This is a genomic window from Halomonas sp. 18071143 (assembly GCF_019211725.1).
Lineage (GTDB): Bacteria > Pseudomonadota > Gammaproteobacteria > Pseudomonadales > Halomonadaceae > Vreelandella > Vreelandella stevensii.
The window spans coordinates 2,286,772-2,311,534 of sequence record NZ_CP078120.1 but is presented as its reverse complement, the minus strand read 5'-3'; the positions used below and the strand labels follow the sequence as shown (position 1 = coordinate 2,311,534).

Annotated in this window: 24 protein-coding genes; 14 read left to right on the top strand and 10 right to left on the bottom strand. The window is 61.6% G+C overall.

The genetic code is table 11. From position 1 onward, the window contains the following. Nucleotides 1-20: 20 nt before the first annotated feature. Together KVY02_RS10790 and KVY02_RS10785 are read right to left on the bottom strand one after the other, a co-directional pair. Nucleotides 21-461, bottom strand: a complete 441-nt coding sequence (locus KVY02_RS10790) for an ATP-dependent zinc protease family protein (RefSeq protein WP_016914260.1) — start codon at nucleotides 459-461, stop codon at nucleotides 21-23. 64 nt (nucleotides 462-525) lie between these two features. Next, complete coding sequence (locus KVY02_RS10785; protein WP_218313520.1) at nucleotides 526-1,575, bottom strand: DUF3549 family protein; 1,050 nt, start codon at nucleotides 1,573-1,575, stop codon at nucleotides 526-528. A 284-nt stretch (nucleotides 1,576-1,859) separates the two neighbouring features. On the opposite strand from KVY02_RS10785, the gene KVY02_RS10780 reads away from it, so the two are divergent. Continuing rightward, complete coding sequence (locus tag KVY02_RS10780; RefSeq protein ID WP_016914258.1) at nucleotides 1,860-2,192, top strand: YqcC family protein; 333 nt, start codon at nucleotides 1,860-1,862, stop codon at nucleotides 2,190-2,192. A 99-nt stretch (nucleotides 2,193-2,291) separates the two neighbouring features. Here the strand turns inward: KVY02_RS10780 and KVY02_RS10775 are convergent, their stop codons facing one another. From KVY02_RS10775 to KVY02_RS10750, 6 genes are all read right to left on the bottom strand, one after another. Beyond that, nucleotides 2,292-2,918, bottom strand: coding sequence for an OmpW/AlkL family protein (locus KVY02_RS10775; protein WP_218313519.1), 627 nt, complete (start codon nucleotides 2,916-2,918; stop codon nucleotides 2,292-2,294). A gap of 254 nt (nucleotides 2,919-3,172) precedes the next feature. Further along, a complete protein-coding gene (gene putP, locus KVY02_RS10770) occupies nucleotides 3,173-4,663 on the bottom strand; it encodes a sodium/proline symporter PutP (protein ID WP_218313518.1) in 1,491 nt (496 codons plus the stop codon). 354 nt (nucleotides 4,664-5,017) lie between these two features. Continuing rightward, complete coding sequence (gene putA / locus KVY02_RS10765) at nucleotides 5,018-8,209, bottom strand: bifunctional proline dehydrogenase/L-glutamate gamma-semialdehyde dehydrogenase PutA (RefSeq protein WP_218313517.1); 3,192 nt, start codon at nucleotides 8,207-8,209, stop codon at nucleotides 5,018-5,020. 271 nt (nucleotides 8,210-8,480) lie between these two features. Then, entirely contained in the window at nucleotides 8,481-9,320 is an 840-nt protein-coding gene (locus KVY02_RS10760; RefSeq protein WP_218313516.1) for an AraC family transcriptional regulator, read from the bottom strand. 24 nt (nucleotides 9,321-9,344) lie between these two features. Then, a complete protein-coding gene (locus KVY02_RS10755; protein ID WP_081135100.1) occupies nucleotides 9,345-9,704 on the bottom strand; it encodes a hypothetical protein in 360 nt (119 codons plus the stop codon). Between the two features lie 231 nt (nucleotides 9,705-9,935). Continuing rightward, a complete protein-coding gene (locus KVY02_RS10750; protein WP_016914252.1) occupies nucleotides 9,936-10,343 on the bottom strand; it encodes a CBS domain-containing protein in 408 nt (135 codons plus the stop codon). A gap of 150 nt (nucleotides 10,344-10,493) precedes the next feature. On the opposite strand from KVY02_RS10750, the gene KVY02_RS10745 reads away from it, so the two are divergent. The 8 genes from KVY02_RS10745 (at nucleotide 10,494) to KVY02_RS10710 (ending at nucleotide 16,778) form a co-directional block, all read left to right on the top strand. Beyond that, nucleotides 10,494-11,081 carry a YqaE/Pmp3 family membrane protein gene (locus tag KVY02_RS10745; RefSeq protein ID WP_218313515.1) on the top strand — a complete coding sequence of 196 codons (588 nt, stop codon included), beginning with the start codon at nucleotides 10,494-10,496 and terminating at the stop codon, nucleotides 11,079-11,081. A 79-nt stretch (nucleotides 11,082-11,160) separates the two neighbouring features. Continuing rightward, nucleotides 11,161-12,030: a carboxylate/amino acid/amine transporter gene (locus KVY02_RS10740; RefSeq protein WP_039179463.1), complete on the top strand. Its 870-nt coding sequence runs from the start codon at nucleotides 11,161-11,163 to the stop codon at nucleotides 12,028-12,030. 108 nt (nucleotides 12,031-12,138) lie between these two features. Further along, complete coding sequence (locus tag KVY02_RS10735; RefSeq protein ID WP_016914249.1) at nucleotides 12,139-13,071, top strand: NAD(+) kinase; 933 nt, start codon at nucleotides 12,139-12,141, stop codon at nucleotides 13,069-13,071. 1 nt (nucleotide 13,072) lies between these two features. Next, nucleotides 13,073-14,059: a metallophosphoesterase gene (locus KVY02_RS10730; RefSeq protein ID WP_081191949.1), complete on the top strand. Its 987-nt coding sequence runs from the start codon at nucleotides 13,073-13,075 to the stop codon at nucleotides 14,057-14,059. Between the two features lie 199 nt (nucleotides 14,060-14,258). Then, the gene (locus KVY02_RS10725; protein WP_039179472.1) at nucleotides 14,259-15,110 is read left to right on the top strand and encodes a rhomboid family intramembrane serine protease; all 852 of its coding nucleotides are present in this window, start codon (nucleotides 14,259-14,261) and stop codon (nucleotides 15,108-15,110) included. 25 nt (nucleotides 15,111-15,135) lie between these two features. Next, complete coding sequence (locus tag KVY02_RS10720) at nucleotides 15,136-15,420, top strand: YeaC family protein (protein WP_026001740.1); 285 nt, start codon at nucleotides 15,136-15,138, stop codon at nucleotides 15,418-15,420. Then, on the top strand, nucleotides 15,404-16,270 hold the full coding sequence (locus KVY02_RS10715; protein WP_081135091.1) for a DUF2797 domain-containing protein: 867 nt from the start codon (nucleotides 15,404-15,406) through the stop codon (nucleotides 16,268-16,270). Before KVY02_RS10720 ends, KVY02_RS10715 begins: the two co-directional genes overlap by 17 nt. 82 nt (nucleotides 16,271-16,352) lie before the next feature. Beyond that, nucleotides 16,353-16,778 (top strand): CopD family protein, encoded by a 426-nt coding sequence (locus KVY02_RS10710; protein WP_218313514.1) that lies wholly within the window; start codon nucleotides 16,353-16,355, stop codon nucleotides 16,776-16,778. A 21-nt stretch (nucleotides 16,779-16,799) separates the two neighbouring features. Here the strand turns inward: KVY02_RS10710 and KVY02_RS10705 are convergent, their stop codons facing one another. After that, a complete protein-coding gene (locus KVY02_RS10705) occupies nucleotides 16,800-17,258 on the bottom strand; it encodes a DUF2231 domain-containing protein (protein ID WP_016914243.1) in 459 nt (152 codons plus the stop codon). Between the two features lie 37 nt (nucleotides 17,259-17,295). Between KVY02_RS10705 and coxB the strand changes: the two genes are divergently transcribed. From coxB to KVY02_RS10685, 4 genes are all read left to right on the top strand, one after another. Next, nucleotides 17,296-18,357, top strand: a complete 1,062-nt coding sequence (gene coxB / locus KVY02_RS10700; RefSeq protein WP_081135089.1) for a cytochrome c oxidase subunit II — start codon at nucleotides 17,296-17,298, stop codon at nucleotides 18,355-18,357. Further along, nucleotides 18,354-20,879, top strand: coding sequence for a cytochrome c oxidase subunit I (ctaD, locus tag KVY02_RS10695; RefSeq protein ID WP_218313513.1), 2,526 nt, complete (start codon nucleotides 18,354-18,356; stop codon nucleotides 20,877-20,879). The genes coxB and ctaD overlap by 4 nt, the downstream gene beginning before the upstream one ends. A 4-nt stretch (nucleotides 20,880-20,883) precedes the next feature. Continuing rightward, the gene (locus KVY02_RS10690) at nucleotides 20,884-21,240 is read left to right on the top strand and encodes a hypothetical protein (RefSeq protein ID WP_039179486.1); all 357 of its coding nucleotides are present in this window, start codon (nucleotides 20,884-20,886) and stop codon (nucleotides 21,238-21,240) included. 79 nt (nucleotides 21,241-21,319) lie between these two features. Next, nucleotides 21,320-23,545 (top strand): heavy metal translocating P-type ATPase, encoded by a 2,226-nt coding sequence (locus tag KVY02_RS10685; protein ID WP_256357607.1) that lies wholly within the window; start codon nucleotides 21,320-21,322, stop codon nucleotides 23,543-23,545. Here KVY02_RS10685 and KVY02_RS10680 read toward each other — a convergent pair. Further along, nucleotides 23,463-23,765, bottom strand: coding sequence for a winged helix-turn-helix domain-containing protein (locus KVY02_RS10680; RefSeq protein ID WP_016914238.1), 303 nt, complete (start codon nucleotides 23,763-23,765; stop codon nucleotides 23,463-23,465). The genes KVY02_RS10685 and KVY02_RS10680 overlap by 83 nt on opposite strands. Nucleotides 23,766-23,843: 78 nt before the next feature. Between KVY02_RS10680 and KVY02_RS10675 the strand changes: the two genes are divergently transcribed. Beyond that, nucleotides 23,844-24,689: a helix-turn-helix domain-containing protein gene (locus KVY02_RS10675; RefSeq protein ID WP_218313511.1), complete on the top strand. Its 846-nt coding sequence runs from the start codon at nucleotides 23,844-23,846 to the stop codon at nucleotides 24,687-24,689. Nucleotides 24,690-24,763 lie beyond the last annotated feature (74 nt).

Sequence of the window (24,763 nt, the reverse complement as noted above, 5' to 3'; positions counted from 1 at the left end):
AAAAGGCGTATTAAGTGTATTCAAGGCTCGCCGTGCAAAAAGGCAGCGCCGGGTGCGACTAACAAACGACGCATGGCGCGCCTGCCCAATAGCATGGGGTGGCGCATATTGCTGCGGTCGGTCAAGGTAAGTTCGACGGGAAAGCTGAGCTGGCCCAGTTCCATCTGTGTGCGAATGACGTAGCGCCATTCGCTGTGCCCATTCGAGCTGGTCACCCGTCTTCTATCATGTAAATGTAGACGATAACGATGCCCCGGCGTCTCGGGGCCGCCACTGTGGGTGACGAAACTGACCCACAGCTGCCCATGGGCATCTTCTTCCGTTTCGATCTCTTCGGCATGCAGGGCAGAGGTGCGCGCGCCGGTATCGGCCTTGCAGCACAGGTGAAGCCCCAGGTCGGTCAGCGTGACCATTTCACGGCGGCCAATCACGGCCTTGGCCTGATAGGGTAATTCCTTCACGGGTGACTCCTGAGATAATAAGAGCAGAAGAACAGCATGATGATGACCGTCACCTGTTACGAATTTATGCGCGGCGTGGCATCAGGCCTGCCAGACGTGCCTGCATGGGTGAGTCGACAGGTGCGTCACGCAGGGTCAGCATGACCGGTAAGCGCAGCCTGGGAACGAGGGCGATATCACGCACGACGGCGGAGAAATCGGCACGCTCGTCTGTGGCCAGCCTGTTCAGGAACAGCGGCAGGCGTATCTCGTCTTCCAGCAGTTGCCAACCGCGCCCGGCCATGGCAGCCATCAGATCAGGGCCGCAGGCAGCGCTGTCCTGAAGTAAACTCGTGTACCAATCGCCTGCCGTGGGTTCTGGTGAGCTGCCCACCGCTCGCACGCAGGCGCACAAGGTTTCCACGTCTCCTTCACTGGCGGCCTGTTCGCCACGGGCCTGCAGGGCCACCAGCAAGCACGTTTGCAAAGGCCGATGTTCAAGGCAGTAGCATAGCGCATGGATAACGTTGACAGGCAACTCGGAAAACCGCTTGGCCAGCGCCTCGGCGGCATCGTCGTCCATGCGAACCGTGAAGTCGGCCAGACCCTGAACGCCCAGCGCTTGCCAATCGATCGACTGCTGGCCGCTCAAATACGCTTCTACCGGCTCCAGATGCTGACTGGCGGGTAACCCCAGCTGCAGCGTCGCACGGGCATTGAGCATGGCCTGAAAGGTGACATCGGGCGTGAAAGCCAGTGGGTTGTCCTTCATCAGGTCGTCTACGCCAGCGCTGGCGTCAGGTGTCAATGCCTGCTGCTCTGACGCCAGGGCATTACGCCCTAGGGTTTCCAGCAGGCGATTGATGAAACCATCCCGCTGTGCAGGCGAGAGCATGCCCTGCTCGTCCAGCGGCAGGGCGAGAAACCAGATGGCCGGTTCAGGCATCGCACCCAGCCTAAACACGATGCCCAGGCGCGCCTGTCCCTGCCAGGGTTCGGGCCAGGCGTGTTCGGCCTGCTCGAAGCCGCGCAGGGTATCCCGCGAGCAGGGCACGACACGACGCCCCATATGGTAGAGCGTCACGTCAGCACCGCTGCGGGTAAAGAACTCATCGAGGGTAGTAATTGGTTGCATGACATCCTTCCGCATTTCAAGCGTGCACTCTACCTTGATGCTCGGTCACTGTCAGCCGTAACCGTTGATAAAACCATACCTTATCGTTGAGGTGGTCAAAAAGTGAACAACATTCCCCAGGCCCCGTGGGAGTAGCCGTTGCGACACCTTTCCATAGTTTATCCACAGTCTCTTGCAGGTTTTCTGTGAATCTGTGCATAAACGCGTTGGCCATGCCTCTCGGTGGCAAGTTACCCACAGAGTTGGGATAATCACGCCGACCATTCCTTATGAGTAGACTGTTTATGAGCGTCCATCAACAGCTTCAAACCGCGCTTCTCGAGCTTGAAGCCGCGATGAAAGCCGCCAACCTATGGCGCACCCCCCTTCCAGAGGCGAGCGCGTTTGCCAGTCAGGAGCCCTTTTGTGTGGATACCATGTCGCTGCCCCAGTGGGTGCGCTATGTGTTCGTGGCCCGATTGACCGCGCTGGTCGAGGCCCAGGCGACCATGCCCGCCAAGTGTGAGGTAGCGCCCGCCATGGCCGCTTATCTGATGCAGGAGAAAGTGCGCGCCAGCGACCAGGTGCTGGTCATTCGCGCCATGGAAAGAGTCGACCAGCTGGTGACGGACAACTGAACAGGTAGCCGCCAGCGCGGCGCTGCCGTGCTTCTCAATCGAACAGGCCCGGAGCAAATGCCCCGGGCCTGTTTGGTTGGATGGGTAGCCCCGCATCTTTTAGAAGCGGTAGCTGAGACCCGCCATGACCACAATGGGGTCGATTTCGACGGTGCCCGCTGCGGCGCCATTCACCGTGGCGTCCGTATCGATGTCCAGATACCAAGCGGCGGCATTGAGCGCCCAGTTACCGTCGATCAGCAGGTCGATCCCCAGTTGGCCTGCCAGTCCCCAGGAGTCGTCCAGGTCCAACTCACCAATCGCCAGCTGTTCGTCCGAGAAGCGCGTGTAGTTGATACCGGCGCCAATGTAGGGCTGAACCCGTGCCTGGGTGCCGCCCAGCGGGTAATACTGCAGCGTCAGGGTGGGCGGCAGGTGCTTGGTCGAGGCAAGGTTCTCGCCGTTCAGAGCAATGTCGTGCTTGAAGGGCAGTGCGGCCAGCAGTTCGATCCCCACCTTGTCATGAAAGCGATAGCCCAGCGTAAAGGCGAAGTCGGTCTTGTCCTGAACGTCCACCGCCAGGGCGCCATCGGCCAGAGCGCCGTTGTCGCTTTTGGGTGACACTTGTGCCACGCCCACGCGAGTAAAGAAATCACCTGCGCCGTAGGCAAAGGCCTGGCTGCTGGCGGCCAGCGTTACAACGGCCATGCTGGCAGCGATGAGAGTAGAGGGTTTGAACGGGCGCATAATTTTGCTCCTGACCATGATGAGGGTGAGTGGTTCGTGATCCATGGCGCCACTATAACCAGCCAGAAGCGGTGGGTTATTGACCTGAGGCAAAGAGCGGTGCGCAAGCGGCCAACAATGCAAGAGACCTCCTGCAAGGCGGGGCCTTGACGAGGAGGTCTCGGATGCGTGCTTGCCAGTGCTCACCGCCTGCCGAAGCAGGTGGTGAGGTTGGCAAAAGGGTCAAGAGTAGTGGGTAAGCGTCATCGCCAAAATCAGCGCTCGATGTGCTGGTATTCACCGGCATCGGCGGTCATGTTGCTGACGACCAGGATGGCGATGAAGGAAGCGATGAAGCCGGGGATGATTTCGTAGACGCCCGGGCCACCCAGGAAGGAGCCGCTCCAGCCCAACGAAATCCAGATCATCACGGTGGCGGCACCGACGATCATGCCCGCCAGCGCGCCGGCACCGTTGGTGCGCGGCCACATCAGCGCGAGGATGATCAGCGGACCAAAGGCGGCGCCAAAGCCTGCCCAGGCGTTGCTGACCAGCCCCAGCACCTGCGAGTCTTCATTGGAAGCAATGATGGCGGCCACGATACCCACCAGTACGACGCACACACGGCCCACCGCGACGCACTGCTGCTCGGTGGCATTCTTGTGTAGGAACAGGCGGTAGAAGTCTTCCGTCAGCGAAGAGGAGGACACCAGAAGCTGGCTTGAGATGGTGCTCATGATCGCTGCCAGCAGCGCCGCGTACAGGAAGCCGGTGATCAACGGGTGGAAGAGCAGGTTGGCCAGCACGATGAAGATGGTTTCAGGATCCTGGATGTCCAGGCCGTTACGTACCGCAAAGGCGCGGCCCGCCAGGCCCAGCGACACGGCACCGATCAGCGAGACCAGCATCCAGCCCATGCCGATGTTACGCGCTACAGGCACGTCTTCTTGTGAGCGAATGGCCATGAAGCGAACGATGATATGCGGCTGACCAAAATAGCCCAGGCCCCAGGTCACCGCCGACAGCCAGCCCACGAACGTCAGCCCCGTGGTCCAGGAGAGCAGCGTGGGATCGACGCTATTGAGTGTCTCCGACGCCTGTGAGAAACCACCGCCGCCGTCACCGAACAGCACCACCGCAGGCATGATGATCAAGGCCAACATCATGATGCAGCCCTGCACGAAGTCGGTCATGCTCACGGCCAGGAAGCCACCTACCACGGTATAGATCAGCACCACGCCGAGGGTAATGATGACGCCCATGGCGTAGTTGCTCATGTCGCCAAAGTTGTAGACTCCGGTGAAGGCCGTTTCGAACAGCTTGCCACCGGCCACCAGGCCCGAGGCGGTATACACGGCAAAGAAGATCACGATCACGATGGCCGACACGGTGCGCAGCGCCAGTGCACGGGTCGGGAATCGGTTGGCCAGAAACGCCGGGATGGTAATCGCGTTGCCGTAATGAATGGTCTGCTCGCGCAGCCGGGGCGCCACCAGTATCCAGTTGAACAGCGCGCCTACCAGCAAGCCAATGCCGATCCAGGCAGAGCCCAGGCCCGACACGAACATGGCCCCGGGCAAGCCCAGCAGCAGCCAGCCGCTCATGTCGGAGGCCCCTGCCGAGAGTGCCGCGACCTGTGGGCTGAGGGTACGCCCCCCCAGCATGTAATCTTCCGAGGAAGAGGTCGCTTTGCGCATGGCATAGATGCCGATGGCGATCATGAGCGCAAAATATCCAAACAAGCTAATCCAAACACCAGTAGCCATAACACTTCTCCAGTTCGTCAGAACGGAGTCAGGTCACCTACGAAAGCCCGCGCATGCTGGCCGCTCTTTCGTACATCCCTGGCTCCGACAGCGTTAGCGCCTTGGCAGTGCGTGACCAAGGCACGTTGATCTTGTTGTTAATTCCCCTGCCGGTTCGGCGTGGCCAGTGGCTGGCCACGGCTCGAGCCGTCGAGCAGGGCGCCGGAAAAGTCATGGCGGTGTATCGATGTCGAGTTCCCTGTGCCCGGTGCACGGCCTGGGGGGGCCGTGGCTGCGCAGGCAGTCACGCTATTATTGTCAACCATGAGACGGATCCTTTTCAGGAGTTCAGGTTAGTTTATGTCGATGAGCGTTCTACTCATCCCCTAGCGCCAATAGCGACGCGTTGCCACCCAAGGCGGCGGTGTTGTTGGTGATCGTCTTTTCAGTCACGAAGCGCTGCAGGTAGTGTGGGCCACCCGCTTTGGGGCCGGTGCCCGAAAGGCCCTGACCGCCAAATGGCTGAACGCCGACCACTGCGCCGATGATATTACGGTTGATGTACACATTGCCTACTCGAATTTTCTGCGCTATTTCAGCGGCAAAGGATTCGTTACGGCTATGCACGCCAAACGTCAGGCCATATCCCCGGCCGTTGATGTCGTTGATCACCTTGTCGATCTCGCGGGCCTTATAGCGCACGATGTGCAGCACGGGGCCAAACTGCTCGCGGGTCAGCGCATCGATACTGTCGATGGTGAAGGCGACCGGGGCCACGAAAGTACCGTGTTGGGTGTGCTCGGCGGTCATCGGGGTTTCGGCGACCAGGCGGTTTTCGCCCTTGAGCTTGTCGATATGTGCCAGCAGCCCTTTGCGCGCGTCTTCATCGATGACCGGGCCCACGTCGGTGCCCAAATCCCGCGGGTCACCGATCCGCAGTTCGCTCATGGCGCCCTTGAGAATCTCGATGACGCGGTCGGCCACGTCATCCTGCAGGTAAAGCACACGCAGGGCAGAGCAGCGCTGCCCGGCGCTCTGGAACGCTGACTGGATCGTGTCCATGACCACCTGCTCGGGCAGGGCGGTGGAATCCACGATCATGGCGTTCATGCCGCCGGTTTCCGCGATCAGGGTTGGCAGCGGCGCGTTTTCGCGGGCGGCCAGGGCGCGGTTGATGATCTGAGCCGTATCGGTACCGCCGGTGAACACTACCCCGGTGATGCGCGGGTCGGAGGTCAGTACGCTACCCACGGTGGGGCCGTCGCCCGGCAGCAGCTGCACTACATCGCGGGGCATGCCCGCTTCGTAAAGCAGTTCGATGACGCGATGCGCGACGATAGAGGTCTGCTCGGCGGGCTTGGCCAGCACGGTGTTGCCTGCCACGGCGGCTGCGACGATCTGACCGCAGAAAATGGCTACCGGGAAGTTCCAGGGGCTGATGGCGGCAAACACGCCCTTGCCGCCCATGGACAGACGGTTCGATTCACCGGTGGGGCCAGGCAGCTCGATGGGCTCGCCGAACGACTCTTCGGCGCGCATGGCGTAATAGCGGCAGAAATCCACGGCTTCCTTGATCTCGTCCACGCCGTCGGTGAGCAGTTTGCCACCCTCCCGGGAGCAGAGCGTCATCAGCTCGGCCATGTGCTCTTCCATCAGATCGCCCAGGCGGCGAATGATGGCCGCGCGCTCGGCAACCGGCGTGGCATCCCAGCGCGGGAACGCTTCCCAGGCAGCGTCCAGTGCCTTGGCCGCCTGCTCCTTGGTGGTCCACTGCACGCTGCCCACGGTTTGGCGACGGTCAAAGGGCGATGTCACGCTGTGGGTATTGCCCGCAGCTTCGGCCACGTCGAACGCCAGCAGCGGCCGGGTGGGGTACTGCTTGTCCATGAACGTGGCCATCTTCTCCATCAGCGGGTAGTACTGGCTGCGGATATTGAGGTTGACGCCACGAGAGTTGCGGCGTTTCGCACCGTAGATGTCCTTGGGCAGCGGAATCCGCTTGTTGTAGAAGCTCTTCTGCTGGCGCAGGGTTTCGATGGGGTGCTTGCAGAGCGACTCCACCGGCACTTCGGGATCGACGATCTGGTGCACGAACGAGGAGTTGGCGCCGTTTTCCAGCAAGCGACGCACCAGATAGGGCAGCAAGTCCTTGTGGGCGCCCACCGGGGCGTAAATGCGGCAGTAGGTGCCTTTGGGGGCTCGGGCCAGGGCGGCGTCATACAGCGCTTCGCCCATGCCGTGCAGGCGCTGGAACTCGAACGGGCGGCTGTCCTGGTTGGCCAGCTCCAGAATCGTGGTCACGGTATGCGCGTTGTGGGTGGCGAACTGCGGGAAGATGCGCCCGCGAGTGTCGTCGGAGAGCAGGAACTGGGCGCAAGCCAGGTAGGCCACATCGGTACACGCTTTGCGCGTGTAGACCGGGTAGCCATCGACCCCCAGCTGCTGCGACTCCTTGATCTCGCTGTCCCAGTAGGCGCCCTTCACCAGGCGCAGCGGAATTTCGTCGCCTTGCTGGTCGGCCAGTCGGTTCAGGTAGTGCAGCACGGGCAGCGCACGCTTCGAATAGGCTTGCACCACCAGGCCGAAGTGGCCCCATCCTTTGGCAGCACTGCTTTGGTAAATGGCGCGGAAGACCTCCAGCGAGAGCTCCAGGCGGTCTACCTCTTCGGCGTCGATGGTGACGGCCACGTCCAGCTCGCGCGCCTTGGTGACCAGCTTGATCACGGTGTCTACCAGCTCGGCCAGCACCTGCTCGCGACGGCCAAACTCATAGCGCGGATGCAGGGCCGACAGCTTGATGGACACCGACGGTGCAGGGGTCTTGTCGCCCAGGGTCTTACAGGCTTTGCCCACCTGCTCGATGGCACGGGCGTAGTCGTCGAAGTAGCGCTTGGCATCGGCGCGGGTGCGGGCGGCTTCCCCCAGCATGTCGTAGGAGTAGGTGTAGCCCTTGTTGAACAGCGGCTTCGAGCGCTTGAGCGCTTCGTTGATATCGCGGCCCAGCACGAACTGCTTGCCCATGATTTTCATGGCTTCCATCATCGCCCGGCGAATCACCGGTTCACCCATACGGTTGACCATGCGATTGATAAAGTGAGCAGGCTGGCCCTCTTTGGGGTGGTCCAGCTTCAGTACCTTGCCGGTCATCAGCAGGCCCCAGGTCGAGGCGTTGACCATCCAGGACTCGCTCTTGCCCACGTGGGACTGCCAGTCGGCCGGGCCCAGCTTGTCTTCGATCAGGGCGTCGGCGGTGGCGGTGTCCGGGATGCGCAGCATGGCTTCGGCCAGGCACATCAGCATCAGGCCTTCATGGGTGTCCAGGCTGTACTGCTGCAGCAGCTCGTCGATGGTGTCGACGGCGGTGTCCATGTTGCGTACTTCTCGCACCAGCGCGGCCGTGTTGGCTTCGATGCGGGAGAAGTCGTCCGAGTCGGCGTTCAGTACCTTGATCAGCTCGCTGACGTAGGCGTCCTCATCCACGATGTAGTGGTCGCTAATACGCGCCATCAGCGTATCAAGGTCGGTTTGCCAGATGGCTGGGTCACGCATTTTCTTGGCATTAAGCATTGAGGCCCCCGTAAGACAGGTCTGAAACAGGCTGCTGAAGCGAATGGCTGGATTCACTAGCGTTTAAAAACAGTGATAGCAGGGCAGGCGCCCAGTATGTTGTCGAATGTAGAGCGCGCGCCCGTCAGTTGTATGTCGTTTTCATGGCAAAACGTGTCAAATTCTCGGCAAGAAGGATCTTTTTACGACTTTAGTAGAGCGGCTGACCACTTGCCAGCGCAGCTCTCAACGCTGCCGGGCGGTCGAAGGGGGTTGAGTGTCTCGTGCTGGCCTAACGGCAGGGGGAGACCAGCGGGGCGGCAGGGGCCGACCCCGAGGCTGGGTTGGACGTAGAGAGCGTAGGGCTGGCACCGCCCTGGCGCAGCTGACGGGGCGAGGCGCCGTAACTGCGCCGAAACGCATGAGAGAGGGCACTCTGGTTGGCAAAGCCGGTCTGAATGGCAATATCGGTCAAAGGCAGACGGCTTTGCAGAATCAGCTGCCGAGCGGCGTGCAGGCGCTGTCGACGCACGTATTGCCAAGGCGACAAGCCTGTCTGGGCGCGAAAACGTTCCGAGAAGTGGGCTTCACTCAGGCAGGCCAATTTGGCCAGGTCGGCAACGCGCAGCTCGTCGGCCAGATGGCGGCGAATGAAACGGTCGATCTGGTGCAGGTCGATGCGCCGTTGGGCAGCGGATGGCTCTGCCCCCAGGCGGGCTTTCAACGACCCCAGCAGCGTCGCGGCCAGACGGTCCTGTTGAAAGGAGGTGGCCGAGTTGTCGAATCCTCGGGCCAGCTCGCTTTCGACGAAGGTCAGGTAGTGGCGTAATGCGCTGTCCAGTGCAAAAAAACGCGGCGCATCGAACAGCGCCACCAGCTCACGATGCTCTCCCGTCAGTGCGGGGGCGTCTTCCGGCAGGTCCAGAATCAGCTGGCGGTTATGGCCGCTGCCAGAGTAGTAATGCTCGTGATTGGCGGGCACGATACAGCCGGAAAATGCATTGACGCGTCCGCCCAGTCCCTCGATCTCGAACTCGGAAGAGCCGCACAGGGTAATGACGATCTGGTGAAAGTCATGGGCGTGGTGGCGGGTAGCGCTCTCCAGCGGGATTTGGCGAATGGTGCTGGGCATGAAGATCTCCTCGACGACGCAAGGCTAGCGCTGGCCCAGCGCGGTATGGGCCGCCAGGTGGTCGCGCAGGGCCTGCAGCTCCTCCTGACCGGTGGCGTTGAGCAGCGGTTTGCCCTGGGCGATCTGCCAGCGCCTGCCGTGGCTATCCATCAAGTGGGATGCGCGACGGCGTATGTTATCCAGGTATTCGTCATGCCGAATGGGGTAGCCAATGATGGTGTTCCACTCGGTTTCGCTCACCTGACTGGCCAGGGCCTTGTCGAACAGAGCGATCAGATCCTGAGGCTCGGTGCGATAGCGCGGTGTGCTGGCGGTCATCAGCGCCAGCAGCACGCCGCCAATCACCACGACGCAAACGCCAAAGACCAGTAGATAGAGTGCCATGTCACGCTCCCTGTGTCGCGGTGAGTAGGGGAGTGCCCAGTATACGCGTACCCCGGGGAAGACGAAAATTTTGACCTTTGTGCGAACTTTTCCTCTGGGCAGTGTCTGATAGTGTACAGGCAACATCGCGATGGCAGTCGCTAATAGTGTTGTTCTGGCTATTGTTTTCGATCCCTTGCTTCCGCTGCTTTTTCAAGCAGCGGTTTTTTTTGCAATTAAGAAAATGTCGGCTCAATGACGTCGAATGGTCAACAGGGCGATCAGGATGTCGCGGCGGGTGACGATGCCAACCAACCGCTGTTGTTCGACCACCGGATAGATCTTGGGCTTCTTGCCCAGCATCTCCTGAGCCAGGTCGGTGATGCTCTGGTTGGGCGACGTGGTCAGCACGTCCTGGCGCATCAGCTCTTTGACCAGTGGCGCCTCGTCGTCATGGTATATGCTGTCCAGTACGCGGCCAAGCACGTCCTGTTCGGAAATGAAGCCGATCAGCCGGTCGGCTGCATCGACGACCGGTGCGCCAGGCAGGCGATGCAGCGCCAGGCCTTGCGCCAGGTTGGTGATGGACGTTTCCCCCGAGACGCGGTAGCAATCGCGGGACATGATGTCGCGTACGGTATCCGGAATCTTGTTGTTCATGGGCAGTCTCCTTGAGCGTGACGCAGTGGCCGCCAGGCACGGCCAACTCTTTTACTGTAGGAGATTTAACTTGCCCTGCCTTGCCCCCATACTTCAGACATTCAACGGTTGACCATGGTCGAATCGTCAGCGACGTAGTCAGGAGCTTTTATGGACGCACGTGAATACCTCAACCGCAAGGGAGTCGGTCTGGAACGAGAGCCGGAGCGCCCCAATACCCTGGAAGAAAAAGCCTGGGAGCGGGCACGTGGCTCCGGTAACCAGCGCCCCAAAGCGGGTACGCCTCATGACTGGGAAGACTGGGAGCGTTTTCACGATGACCTGACCGAAGGCGTCGAGACCCTGGAGCAGAAAATCAACAAGGAAGCGCACCGCAAAGCGCTGGCCCGCGCTCAGGAGAAGGCCGAAGCGTCAGAGGCGAAGGCCCCAAATACGCAGGTCACAAACACGCCAGCCCATGCCCCGGACCCGGTGGGGCACTACACGCCGCCAGCGGTGGCGCAGCCTGCTTCTTTGAGCGCATCGCAGGCATCACCGGGGCAGCCCCCCGTGCAGGGACCGGCTGCCTTGCGCCTGGCCTATCGCGCGCTGGCCATATTGCTGCCGCCTTTGGCGGTGGGGCTGACCGATGGCGGCGGGCAGCGGGTGGCCATGGCGACGCTCCTGACCCTGCTGGGTTGGCTGCCCGGGGTGATCTACGCCTGGCGCTGGCTTGGCAAACATCACGCTGAGCGCTGATTTCCTCGCCGTGGCCATTGGCAGCCAACGATAACTGCGTATAATCTCCGTCAACTTTTATGTTTTTCGGGGTTTACTGATGAGCTATCTGGTTGGTGTCACGGCGCTTTGGGCCTTCTCTTTCTCCTTGATCGGCGTCTACCTGGCGGGGCAGGTGGATAGCTACTTTGCCGTTCTGATCAGGGTGGCGCTTGCCACACTGGTGTTCCTGCCGTTTCTACGGCCGGGCTTGCTGCAGGGTAAGCAGCGGCTGGCACTGATGGCGCTGGGCGCCATTCAGCTGGGCGTCATGTACACCTTCTTCTACCAATCCTTCCTGCTGCTGTCGGTGCCGGAAGTCCTGCTGTTCACCATTTTCACCCCCGTGTATATCGCCCTGCTGGATGACCTGATGTTCAAGCGATTCACGCCTATTTATCTGGTCACTGCGCTGCTGGCGGTGCTGGGTGCCGGGGTGATCCGCTACGACGGCATTGACAGCGGCTTCTGGCTGGGCTTTCTGGTCGTTCAGGGGGCCAACCTGTGCTTTGCGATTGGTCAAGTAGGCTATCGCCGTTTAGCGGCAGACCTGCCGCCCACCCTGGCCTGGCACAACGTGTTTGGCTGGTTCTTCATCGGCGCCATGCTGGTGGCGCTGCCTGCCTTCCTGCTGTTCGGCAACGTGTCAGCGCTACCCAGCACTCCGGTGCAGTGGGGCGTGCTGGCGTGGTTGGGTCTGGTGGCCTCCGGGGTGGGCTACTTCGCCTGGAACCAGGGCGCCACCCGGGTGGATGCGGGCACCCTGGCCATCATGAACAACGCGCTGGTGCCTGCTGGGCTGGTGGTCAACCTGGTCATCTGGAACCGCGATGCGGATCTGGGCAAGCTGTTGCTGGGCGCTGCCATCATGGGGGCGTCTCTGTGGCTCAACCACTGGTGGTTGCAGCGCCGCAAGGTTGCCCTGGCCTGACTCAAGCTGCTGATTTTACGGCGTGGTGAGGGTCATCGCCACGCCGCCGGATTTGCCCGATACCCCGTGACTCCCCATAATGTGGGCTGATGCCAGCGAGAGTCGCCCATGTCTCATACCTTAACCTCACAAACCGCCGCCGGGCGCCAGCGTCCAGCCACGCCGCCGTTCAAGACCATTGGCCTGATTGGCCGCCTGGGCAGCGACAAGGTGCTGGACTCGCTCCAGCGCTTGGTGGATTACCTGGTTGGCCATGGCTACAAGGTGCTGATCGAGGACCGTACCGCCACCGCGCTGCCGCATCATGGCCAGCCGGAAGCCAGTCGTCGCATGCTGGGCGAGCTGTGCGATCTGGTCATCGTGGTGGGCGGCGACGGTAGCTTGCTGGGCGCCGCCCGCACCCTGTGCCGCAGTGGCACGCTGATTCTGGGCGTCAACCGCGGGCGGCTCGGCTTCCTGACCGATATCTCCCCCGACGAGCTGGAGCAGCGCGTGGGGGAGGTATTGGCAGGCGAGTTCGAAATAGAAGAGCGCTTTCTGCTGGATGCCGTGCTGTACCGCAACGGCGTGGCGGTGGGTGACGGCGAAGCGCTCAACGAAGTCGTCGTGCACCCGGGCAAAGCGGTTCGCATGATCGAATTCGAGCTGTTCATCGATGGCCAGTTCGTTTATAGCCAGCGCAGCGATGGGTTGATCGTCGCTACCCCGACTGGCTCGACGGCCTATGCGCTTTCCGGTGGGGGCCCCATCATGCACCCCAAGCTGGAAGTGGTCACGCTGGTGCCCATGTTCCCGCATACCCTCTCCAGCCGACCGATCGTGATCGATGCCGCCAGCGAGATTCGTATACACATTGGCGAAACCAACCAGACCTACCCGCATATCAGTTGCGACGGGCAAACCCGCGCGGTGGCCAAGCCCGACGATGTGCTGGTGATCACCCGCAAACCGGAGCGCGTTCAACTGGTACACCCCTTGGGGCATAACTTCTATGAAGTGCTGCGCAGCAAACTCGGTTGGAGCCATCGGCTAGGAGATTGACATGGAGGGCTACGATCTCATTGGCGATATTCACGGCTGCGGTGCCACCCTGGCCGCGCTGCTGGAGAAGCTGGGCTACCATCAGCGCAAGGGCGTGTATCGCCACCCGCGCCGCAAGGTGATCTTCCTGGGGGACCTGATCGATCGCGGCCCACGCATTCGGCTGGCGGTGTCCATCGCGCGGCGCATGGTCGAGGAGGGCGAGGCGCATATCGTCATGGGCAACCATGAATACAACGCCCTGGCCTATATGCACCCGGCCCCGCCAGGCAGCGCCAAGCGCTGGCTGCGCGAGCATACGCCGCGCCATAATCGCATCATTCAGGATACCCTCGACCAGTATCGTGACCATACCAACGAGTGGGAAGATACCCTGGCATGGTTCAAGACCATTCCGCTGTGCCTGGAACTGGACGGTATCCGGGTGGTGCACGCCTGTTGGGACGATGAGCTGATTCGCCAGCTCCGTCAGCGTTCACCGTCTGCCCAACTGGACGACCGCTTTCTGGTGGAGTCTACCGACCCCTCGACCCAGGCGTTCCGAATTCTCGACCGCCTGACCCGTGGCCCGCACATTCGGCTACCGGAAGGCGTGGCCATCCACTCGGGCGACGGTTTTACCCGGCAGACCTTTCGCGCGCACTTCTGGTCGGCCAACCCGCAGCAGTGGGGTGATGTGGTATTCCAGCCGGATAACCTGCCGGGCGACCTGGAGACGCGGCCATTGACGCTGCAGGAGCGCGAGCGGCTCAGCTATTACGGCCCGGAGCAGCCGCCGCTGTTCATCGGCCACTACTGGTGCGAGGGCATTCCCGCCTTGCCCGCCGCCAATATCGCTTGTCTGGACTACAGTGCGGTAAAATTTGGTCGACTGGTGGCCTATCGTTGGAGCGGTGAACAACAGTTGAATGCCGATCATTTCGTCTGGATTCAAGTGCCTAGAGAAGAGCGGGCATTGCCCAAGCCCTGGGAGATCGATTTTGATTGACCCTTTTGAGCAATTATTACAATTGGTTACATAATTTTTGCAAAACTGCTGAACTAACCCTGCTGCCGGCTATCAGAGTAAGTGTTCCCTTGAATGATCCCTTGCTTTTATCCGGCGGCCCCCTCCGCCGGATTTTTTTGCGTATCCGATGGCAAACGTGCGCGTAAGCGTCATGACCACTGGTTAAAAGGAAGATGTCATGCACCCCGTCATGCTCTTGCCCCCCGATGCAGACACTCAAGCGCTGCGCAAGGCCCTATGGCATTACCGGATAGGCCATCGCATCACCGATGAAGAAGACGGCCAGCTCCTCTGGGTGGCTGACCCGCGCCAATACGATGAGCTCCGTGCCCTGGTGGCTCGCTGGGAGCGAGGCGACGAGCTGATCAGCGACGCGGCGCCACCCAAGCGCTCGCTGCCCACCCAAGGGCTGGTCGCGACTCTGCGACAAGTACCGGTGACGGCGCTGATGATTCTGATCAGTCTGGCCGTATTTGCATTGACCGGGATCTGGGGCGATCTGCTGATCGTCTCTTTGACCATCGTGCCGGTGGGTGTCTCTGGGGGGCAACTGGTCTACGGTTCGCTGCCCGATACCTTGCTCAGTGGTCAGGTGTGGCGCCTGCTGTCACCGGCTTTTCTCCACTTTGGCTGGATGCACCTGATCTTCAACCTGATGTGGGTGTGGTATTTCGGCCAGCAGATCGAGCGGCGCCAGGGCAGCAAAACGATGCTGCTATTGCTGTTGCTGGCGGGCATCGGTGCCAACCTTGCCCAGTACATGACCGGCACGGTGCTGTTTGGTGGCATGTCCGGGGTCGTCTATGCGCTGCTGGCGCATGTGTGGCTGATGTCCCGGCGTGCCCCAGGCAGCGGTTTTTTCGTGCCGCAAATGCTGGTGGTCTTCATGCTGGGCTGGATGGTCTTTACCATGACCGGCATTGCAGGCACCGTGGGCTTTGGCAACGTTGCCAACGAGGCGCATTTGGGTGGCCTGCTCGTGGGGCTGGCAACCGGCTGGTATTATTCTTCCCGCTTCAAAACGCTTTGAGCAACCCGCAAAAGAGGTGCTGACCGTGAGTGACATGACGTTCGACAAGATGATTCATCAAATGACGCCCACCATCTATGAAAGCCTCAAGCAGGCGGTTGCCCTGCGCAAGTGGCCGGATGGGCGTCGCCTGACCGCCGAGCAGACTGAGCTCTGCCTTGAGGCGGTGATGCGCTATGAAATGGAAAACAACGTGCCCGAAGCCAACCGGGTGGGTTACCTGGAGCGCCGCACCTGTGGGGCGGGTGCCACGGGGGCGGGCGTCAGCCCGGAAATGGCAGGCCTGGCTCGGGATGCCACCCGTGACTGATGATTTGTTTGCCACTGACGCTACGCCGGTGCAGGGGTGTCTGCAGAAAATGGCGGCCAGTGTGCCGAGCCGCAAGGATGCCGAGGTGGTGTACCACCTGCGTGCCGGGGAGCATCGGGTTGGCCTGAACGAGCGGGTAGGGTCGTTCATACGCTTGCACTGGAGCGGGGCCATTGCCTGCACTCACTGCGGGCGCGCCACCAACAAGAGCTTTGCTCAGGGGTATTGCTACCCGTGTTTCAAGCGCTTGGCCCAGTGCGATACCTGCATCATGAAGCCGGAAACCTGCCACTACTACCAGGGCACCTGCCGCGAACCCGAGTGGGGCGAAGCCCACTGTTTCCAGCCCCATATCGTTTATCTTGCCAACTCCTCGGGGCTGAAGGTGGGCATCACCCGCAAAACCCAGATGCCCACCCGCTGGCTGGATCAGGGGGCAATTCAGGCGCTGCCTATTCTGGAGGTCAATACGCGGCAGCAGTCCGGCATGGTCGAAATGCTGTTCAAGGAGCAGGTCGCCGACCGCACCAACTGGCGGGCCATGCTGAAAGGCGAGGTGGCCACGCTGGACCTGTGTGCAGAGCGAGACCGTCTGTTGAGCGTATTGGCCGATGGGCTGGCGCAACTGCGCCAGGTGCACGGTGAGGATGCCATTCGTGAACTGGATGAAACGCCTTACCACTTCCACTACCCGGTGGAGGCTTTTCCACGCAAGGTGGTGTCGCACAATTTCGATAAGCAGCCACAGGTAGAGGGTGTCTTGCAGGGCGTGAAAGGGCAGTACCTGATACTCGATACCGGCGTGATAAATCTTCGTAAATTCACGGGTTACGAGATTATCGTTAGCTAAACGGCTAGCCAGAGTGGCCAGTGTTGTCTAAGGTTAACGGAGTTATTTCTCCCCCTGCCCAATGCAACGCAAGGAAGCCGCAATGCCCTGGCTAAAATTGCTTCACATTGCCGCACTGGTTATCTGGTGCGGTTCGCTGCTTTACTTACCTGCGCTGCTGAGTCACGCCCTTCAGCTGCGCAAGGACGCTGGCTTTGCGCAGGGCTCACCGCCCATGCCGCGCTACTTCTACAACTCCGTTGCCACCCCTGCCGCGCTGCTGGCCATTGCGTCGGGCACGCTGCTGTTCCTGCTTCACGGGTTAGTGGGGGGGTGGCTGATCTTCAAGCTGGCCGCGGTGGTGGTCATGGTGGCCGCCCACGGCTGTTTTGGCTGGCTGATTCTACGCCTGGAAATGGGCATCTATCGCGGTGTGAAACCCGCCAACCTGCTGGCACTGCTGCTGGCAGTGGCGGGTATTCTGGCCGTACTGGGCTTCGTGCTGGCCAAACCACTTGATTGGAGTTAGCCGATGCCCATGAGCAGGTGGTCAGTCGACATCCACGCCCACGGCGTGTTCATAAACCAGTTGGCCGCCCAGCCAGCCGGCCAGCGCAATCAGCCCTCCGGTCAGCAGCGATACCGCCAGCCCCCAGGGCAGGATCGCGTCGGGCTCGTTGAAGCGCAGCAGCCAGTTGAACGACGCCAGCGAGAGCATCACTACCGCCACGATGGCGTGGCTCCAGCCGGTAATCAGACGCCGAATGCGCGACACCGTGACCAGATCGATGATACCGGCTATCGAGGCGACCCAGCCGCCAAAGGCACCGACGCCCGCCAGCCACAGGCCGCTGCGCATCCAGAAGGGGTCTTCGGTATACCAGTAGGCCAGGTCGCTTGCCACCAGGGCCATCAGGGCAGCAACGGGGAAGTGAATCATTACGGGGTGCAGCGGGTGGCCAGCCAAAGAGGCGCGGCTTTTGATCGAACGTTGGGGAGTTGGCGCCATGGTCACTTCCTGTGGGCAGACTAAAGGGAAACAGCATATGAGGGAACGCAACAGCAATATAGCCTCGCCCAACATTCAACGCGTTACGGGTCGGCGGGTCAACCGGATAGCCATTTTGGCGGTTCTCGGGCTGGCCCTGTTGACCGCAGGCTGTGCGGGCGATAAGTCCATTCTAGACCCCGCTGGGCAGGCTGCACGAGATGTTGCCCTGATTTGGTGGATCATGTTGGCTTTCAGCACCGTGGTGCTGGCGGTACTCACGGGGCTGTGGCTGTTTGCCTTCAAGCCCAGGGACGTCACCCGCACACCTGCCCAGGAGCGCAAGGTGGCCCGCCACTGGATTCTGGGCGGCGGCATCCTGTTGCCCGTGGCCAGCATCGTGGCGCTGCTCGCTTTTGGCGTGCCCGCCGGTCAGCGCATGCTGGCCATTGGCGAACCCGGCGAGGTGATCGAAGTCATCGGCCACCAGTGGTGGTTCGAAGTGCGCTACCCCAATGCCGAAGGCGGCGAGGTGGTCACGGCCAACCATCTGGTGATGCCGGTCGGCGAGCCGGTGGACTTCCACGTGACCGGCGCCGACGTCATCCATGGCTTCTGGATTCCGCGCCTGGGCGGCAAGGTCGACATGATTCCCGGCCGGGAAAACCGCATTCGCCTGCAAGCAGACATTCCTGCCGTCTTCGGTGCCCAGTGCGCCGAGCTGTGTGGCATCGGGCATGCCCACATGCACTTGTTCGTCGAAGCCCTGCCCCGAGAAGAGTACGACGCCTGGCTGGCCGAGCGTCAGCAGGATGCGCTGGCAGCAGCGGCCACGGCCAATGCCGCCGATGACGAGGCGCGCAGCGCGTTCATGACTCACTGTGCCAGCTGCCATACGGTGGCCGGGGTCAGTGGTGGCACGCTGGGGCCCGACCTCTCCGACGTGGGCAGCCGAGCGACGCTGGGCGCTGGCGTGATGGCCATGGACGATGGCGCCATCAGCCAATGGCTGCAGCATCATCAGACGCTGAAGCCCGGTAACCTGATGCCGTCCCACGCTGATATCGACACGGACACCCTGGACAGCCTGGGTGCTTGGTTGGAGACCTTGAACCCATGAGTAGCGTTAGTCAAAAAGCCGTTGAGCAGGACCCGAAGCAGCTCCACGAAGATCTGCACGATATCTGGGGCAACCCCAAGGGGCTGAAGGCACTGACCATCGTCAACCATACGACGCTGGGCCTGCGCTTCATGATCACCGGGATGGTGTTTTTCCTGATCGGCGGCATCCTGGCCATGCTGGTGCGTACCCAGCTGGCCATGCCCGATCAGGATTTCATGTCGCCGGATATCTACAATCAGGTCACGACCATGCACGGCACGGTCATGATGTTCCTGTTTGCCATCCCCATGCTGGAGGGCTTGGCGATCTACATGATCCCCAAGATGATCGGCGCGCGGGACCTGGTGTGCCCCCGGCTGACCTCGCTGGGCTACTGGTGCTACCTGTTCGGCGGCATCATTCTGACCTCCAGCCTGATTCTGGAAATCGCTCCTTCCAGCGGCTGGTTCATGTATACCCCGCTCAGCAGCAGCGAGTTTTCCCCTGACCTCGGCCCTGATTTCTGGCTGTTGGGGATTACCTTCGTGGAAATCTCGGCGCTTTCTGCCGGGGTGGAAATCGTCGTCTCCATCTTGCGCACCCGCACCCAGGGCATGGCGCTGCATAAAATGCCGCTGTTTGCCTGGTACATCCTCGCCATGGCGCTGATGATCGTGGTGGGCTTTCCGCCGCTGATTCTGGCCAGTGTCATGCTGGAACTGGAGCGCGCCGTCGGCATGCCGTTTTTCGAGGTGGCCAGTGGTGGCGATCCGATTCTGTGGCAACACCTGTTCTGGCTGTTCGGGCACCCTGAGGTCTACATCATCTTCCTGCCGGCGGCGGGGATCATCTCGACGCTGATTCCGGTCTTCGCCGGCAGGCCCATCGTCGGCTACGGCTGGGTGGTCTTTGCCATTATTGTCACGGGGTTCATCAGCTTCGGCCTGTGGGTTCACCACATGTTCACCGTGGGCATTCCCCAGCTGGCGCAGGCCTTCTTCTCGGCGGCCAGTATGCTGGTGGCAGTGCCCACGGCCATTCAGGTGTTCGTGTGGCTGGCCACGCTATGGCTGGGCAAGCCCAAAATGAAGCTGCCCATGCTGTGGGTGCTGGGCTTTTTGATCATCTTTGTCTGCGGTGGCTTGACCGGCGTCATGCTGGCGCTGGTGCCGTTCAACTGGCAGGTGCACGATACCCACTTCGTGGTGGCGCACATGCACTACGTGCTGGTGGGGGGCATGTTCTTCCCGCTGATTGCCGGGCTCTACTACTGGCTGCCGCTGTTTTCCGGACGCATGCCCTCTGAGAACCTGGGTCGCTGGGGTTTCTGGCTGACGTTCCTGGGCTTCAACGGCACCTTCCTGATCATGCACTGGACCGGGCTGCTGGGGATGCCGCGCCGGGTCTACACTTACGATACCGGCATGGGCTGGGATATCTTTAACCTGCTTTCGTCGGTCAGCAGCTTTGTCATGTCTGCCGGTATTGCCATGGTGCTGCTGGATATTGCGCTGCACTTCCGCTTTGGCAAACCCGCCAAGCAGAACCCCTGGAACGCCGATACGCTGGAGTGGGCCAATACCATGCCGCCCAGTGCCTACAACTTCGTCAGCCTGCCCAGGATCGAAACCCGTCACCCCCTGTGGGATGACCCCAACCTGCCTGTCACCATGGCAGAAGGGAAGCACTCGCTGGCGGTGGCCACCCACGGGAGGCGTGAGATGTGGGGCACTGATCCCATCTCCGGCAAGGTGCGTGAAATCATCCACCTGCCGGGTAACTCCTGGTGGCCGCTGTTTGCGGCCATGGCGCTGGCGGTGGTGTGTATCAGCCTGCTGGTGCGGGTCTATGCGCTGGCCGGTGTCTTCGTGCTGATTGCCGGGGTGTTCCTGCTGCGCTGGTCCTGGGAGAACGGCGCGCATCCCAAGGCCGCGCCGGATGCCGATGTGTCACCCGGTGACCCGCCGCTGCACTCTCGCACCATGGATGGCCCGGGTGTGTGGGCCATGGGCACCTTCCTGATTGCCAACGGCTCGTTCTTCCTCTCGTACCTGTTTGGCTGGTTCTATCTGTGGACCGTCTCCCCGGAGTGGAGCATGCCCGACACGTCGCCACTGTCGTTGGTGGGGCTGGTGGTAGCGGCTCTGGTCATGACGGCGGGCTACATCGTGATGGTCAAAATGATCCGTGGGCTGCGCCGCCAGCAGGATGCCGGGCTTGCCAGCGGTTTCTATCTGGCCGGTGCGCTGGGGGCCGTGCAGGTGGCCGTGACCACCTGGGTGATGCTGGCCGCCGATTTGGCTCCCACCGAGACCACCCACGATGCCGTGCTGCTGTTGGGCCTGATTTATGCCCTGTTCCACGGTGGGCTGGCGGTCGTGCTGACGGTCATGCAGGCGCTGCGGGTGCGCTACGGCTACGTGGGCGCCCATGCGCCGTTCGAACCTGCCGTGGTGGTACAGCTGTGGCGCTACAACGCCGTGGTGTTCTGGATCCTGGTGGGCTCGCTCGCTGTGTTGCCCCGCGTCATTGGAGGTTGAGGCCATGTCACCTTTACTCGAGCGCTTGAGGTTGACGCATCCCATCCACTTCGTGGTGGGCCTGACCGTGTGGTGCATCTGGTTCATCGCCGTTTATGGAGGCCACGCCGTGGCCTGCGAGGTGGCGGCTCCCGCCACGGAGCGTGGCGTGTTCACGCTGCTCAATGGCTGGATGCTGCTGCTGAGTCTCGTCACGACCGCGCTGCTGGCGGCGCTTACCTGGTGGTGCTGGCAAGCGGGTCAGCACCACCAGGGGCGTGCTCGGTTCAATGCCGTGGTTTCGGCGGGGCTGTATCTGTTCTCCGCGCTTAGCGTGGTGTTCGTAGCGCTGCCGATCATAGGCATTCCGCCTTGCGTGTAACGTGGCCTTGAGCGACGCATCGGCCACGCACGCGGCCCAACCCGACGGCCTGGAAGCACCGCTGTATACGCTGCACGGCATGTGGTGCACCAGCTGTGCGCTGGCGGTGGAAGGAGCGCTCAAACAGCAGCCGGGCGTGCTCGACGCCAGCGTCCACTACCCGACCGCCACCGTGTGGGTGAAGGGTGAGCCCGATGCCACGGCGCTGGACGCACTGGCGCCCAACGTGGCGCGGCTGGGCTATCGGCTGGCGCCGTTGGAAGACCTGCAGGACGCCCATGCCCGGCTGGAGCAGGAAAGCCGTTACTTGACCCTGCGCTTGATCGTCGGCTCGGTATTTGGCATGTGGACCATGCTGGCCTCGCTGCTGATCTACGCCGGGGCAATGCCCACGGGCGCGCTTGAGAGCGTGCTGGCCTGGGTGTCGGGTGCCTTTGCGATTCCCGTGGTGAGCTATGCCGGGCTGCCTTTCTACCGGGCGGGCTGGCGCACACTGCGGGCAAGGCGGCCCGGCATGGACGTGCTGGTGAGCCTGGGCGTGCTGGGGGCCGTGGTGGTATCGCTGGGCCTTTTGTGGCGTGGTTCGGTAGAGGTCTATTTCGATACGGCGGTGATGCTGATCGTTCTGCTATTGGTGGGGCGGCTGGTCGAAACGCTGTGTCGTCAGCGGGGCTTGAAAGCCTTCGATGCGCTGGCGCTGCCCGATACGTCGGTGCAGGTGCTGCATCAAGGGCAAGTTCAGGAAACCGCCATCGAGGAGGTCACGCTGGGCCAGCAAATTGCCGTTGCCCCAGGCGACACGGTGCCGCTGGATGGCACCCTGGAGACCGACGGCTGGCTGGACACCGCCACGCTTTCCGGTGAAAGCCAGCCGCGCTTCGTGGGTGCCGGGCAGCCAGTGTATGCAGGCTGTCGTTTTATGGGCCGTGGCGGGCAGGGCGGCTCGCTGGAACTGACCGTAACCGCCACGGCGGGCCAGCGGCGAATGGACAAACTGTGTGACCAGATGCGTCGCTTTCAAACGCAAAAAGGCGAGCTGCACACCCTAGCCGAGCGGTTTGCCGCTTGGCTGAGCCCCGCCGCGCTGGTGCTGGCGGCAGTGACTCTGCCCATTGCCTGGCTGTTGGGCGTGGGGTGGGATGAAGCGAGCGTGCGCGCGCTCTCGGTGCTGGTGGTGGCCTGCCCCTGCGCCGTGGGCCTGGCCGTGCCGCTGGCAAGCCTGGCGGGCAGCAGCCAGGCCACCCAGCAGGGTATTGCCCTGCGCGACCCTGCCGCGCTGGAAGTGTTGGCCAAGGTGCGTTCGGTGGCGTTCGACAAGACCGGCACTTTGACCCAGGGGCAGCATCGCGTACTGCACGCGATGCTGCGCGAGGGGGAAGAAGCGGAATTATTCCGCCAACAGTTGGCCGTGGCAGTCAGGCAGAGTGAACACCCGTTGGCGAACGGACTGCGCCACTGGGCAAGCGGCACCTCGCGGGATCAGGTGGAGGTTCATGAAACGCCGGGGGCCGGGCAAACCATCACCTTCGCCAATGGCCATACCTGGTGGCTGGGCAGTACCGCGTGGCTGGCCCAGCAGGGCAAGGAGATCCCCGCCGATGCAAAGCATCCGGCATATGGCTTTGCATCCGAGGTGCTGGTGGCGGATGAGCAAGGATGGCTGGCCACCCTGTACCTGGCCGACCAGCCCGTGCCGGATGCCCAGATCACGCTTGCCCAGCTGCAGAGCGCCGGTTACGTGCTGGCACTGATCAGTGGAGATCGCCAGGGCCCGGTGCAGTGGCTGGGCCAGCGCGTTGGGCTACCGCGGGAAGCGTGCTATGCCCAGCGCTCCCCGGAGGCCAAGGCACGCCTGCTGGAGGCGCTGCCATCGCCCACGCTGTACGTGGGCGATGGGGTCAACGACACGCTGAGCTTGGCAGCAGCAGCGGTGGGCGTGGCCCCGCTGCACGCCAGCGACGCTGCCCGGGAAGGGGCCGCTGCTCAGCTGCTGTATCCCGGTATTGCGGGGGTCGCCAGGCTGTTGAGGGTTGCCCAGCGAACGCGTCGCATCATGGTCCAAAACCTGCTGCTATCGGCGCTCTATAACACCCTGGCGCTGGGGTTGGTGGTCACCATGGCCATTCCCCCGCTGGTCGCCGTGCTGGCCATGGCCGCCAGCTCCCTCAGCGTCACACTCAACGCCGCGAGGCTGACCTGGGCCGAACCCGATGCGCCTGGGCCTACTCACGGTAGCCCAACGCCTCACCCAGCCGCTGAGCATGTTGCGCCACCCAGCGCGGATCGATCGCGCCCCACTGCTTGATGACGTAGTGGCCGATGTTATGGCGCTCGCCGTCGCCTTTTTCGAACACGCACTCGATGTCCAGTTCGCTCAGCGAGGCGATGGTATCCTGAGCCGTGCGCCTGGGCATGCCAGTGGCTTCCATCAGCGCAGGCACGCTGGAAATACCTTGTTCGATCAAGTGGGCCACGTATAAGCGGCGGTAAAAGCTGGACCGGGTTTTGCTGAGCGTGAGCGTCATTTATATCCTTGGCGAGTGTCAAACATGGTCGAGAGGCGTTAACGCTAGCATAGTTCAATATGCGAGGGGGCTGACATCATGATCAATGGAGTCTCGGGCGAGGGTGCCAACGATTCCTGGCTACTTGAGCTCAATCAAGCGCTTGCCAATACCGTCGATGCACTGCATACGCCTCGATTCACCTCTTGCCTGATGAGGGTCTTGCAGGTTCTCGCCGCTTTCGATTGCGCCGTGGTGGTGGGTTACCGGCCAGACAAACATCCCATCTATCTTTTTGATTCGCTGCTGGAGCATCGAGAGTTGTTGTTTCAGCGCTATCTACGGGACGCCTATCAGAAAGACCCCTTCTTGCTCTCACTGGCCGAGCGGCAGGAGCAGGGAGTGTATGGTATCGACGATGTTTTCTGTTCAGGGCCGGAACGAGACGACTACCTGCAGAACTTTTATCATCAAACAGGTTGGAAAGACGAGATTTGCATCGCTTTGACTCTCGATGACAACCGTTGGTTGGTCGTCTATTTAGGTAAGCTAGGCGACCGTTCGGCCCTGTCGGAGCGTTTTCATCACCATGAGTGTCAACGCCTGACCCTATTCCTGAGCACGCTTTCCTCGCTATGTCGGCAGCATTGGCGTGGTCCGTTTCACCTTGCCAATGCCATGGTCGATAGCGATGTCGCTGCCAGATTGCGTGAGTCGGTGGAAAGCTTCGGCAAATCTCGGCTGACACCCAGGGAGCAGCAAATTGCCGCTCTATTGGTACAAGGCATGGATAGTCATGAAATAGCCGAGTATCTGGCGATAAGCCATGGCACGGTTAAAAATCATCGGAAGCGGATCTATGCTCAGTTGCAGATCAGCTCCCTTGGTGAGCTGTTTGGTCTGTTCCTGAATCATATCGTTGCCAGCTCCGCCTCAACGAATTGAAGCCTGTTTCTGTCCCTTTGGGGATATGGTATGACGCCACCCCGCCCAGTAGCCTCGCTAGATAAATCAGGCAC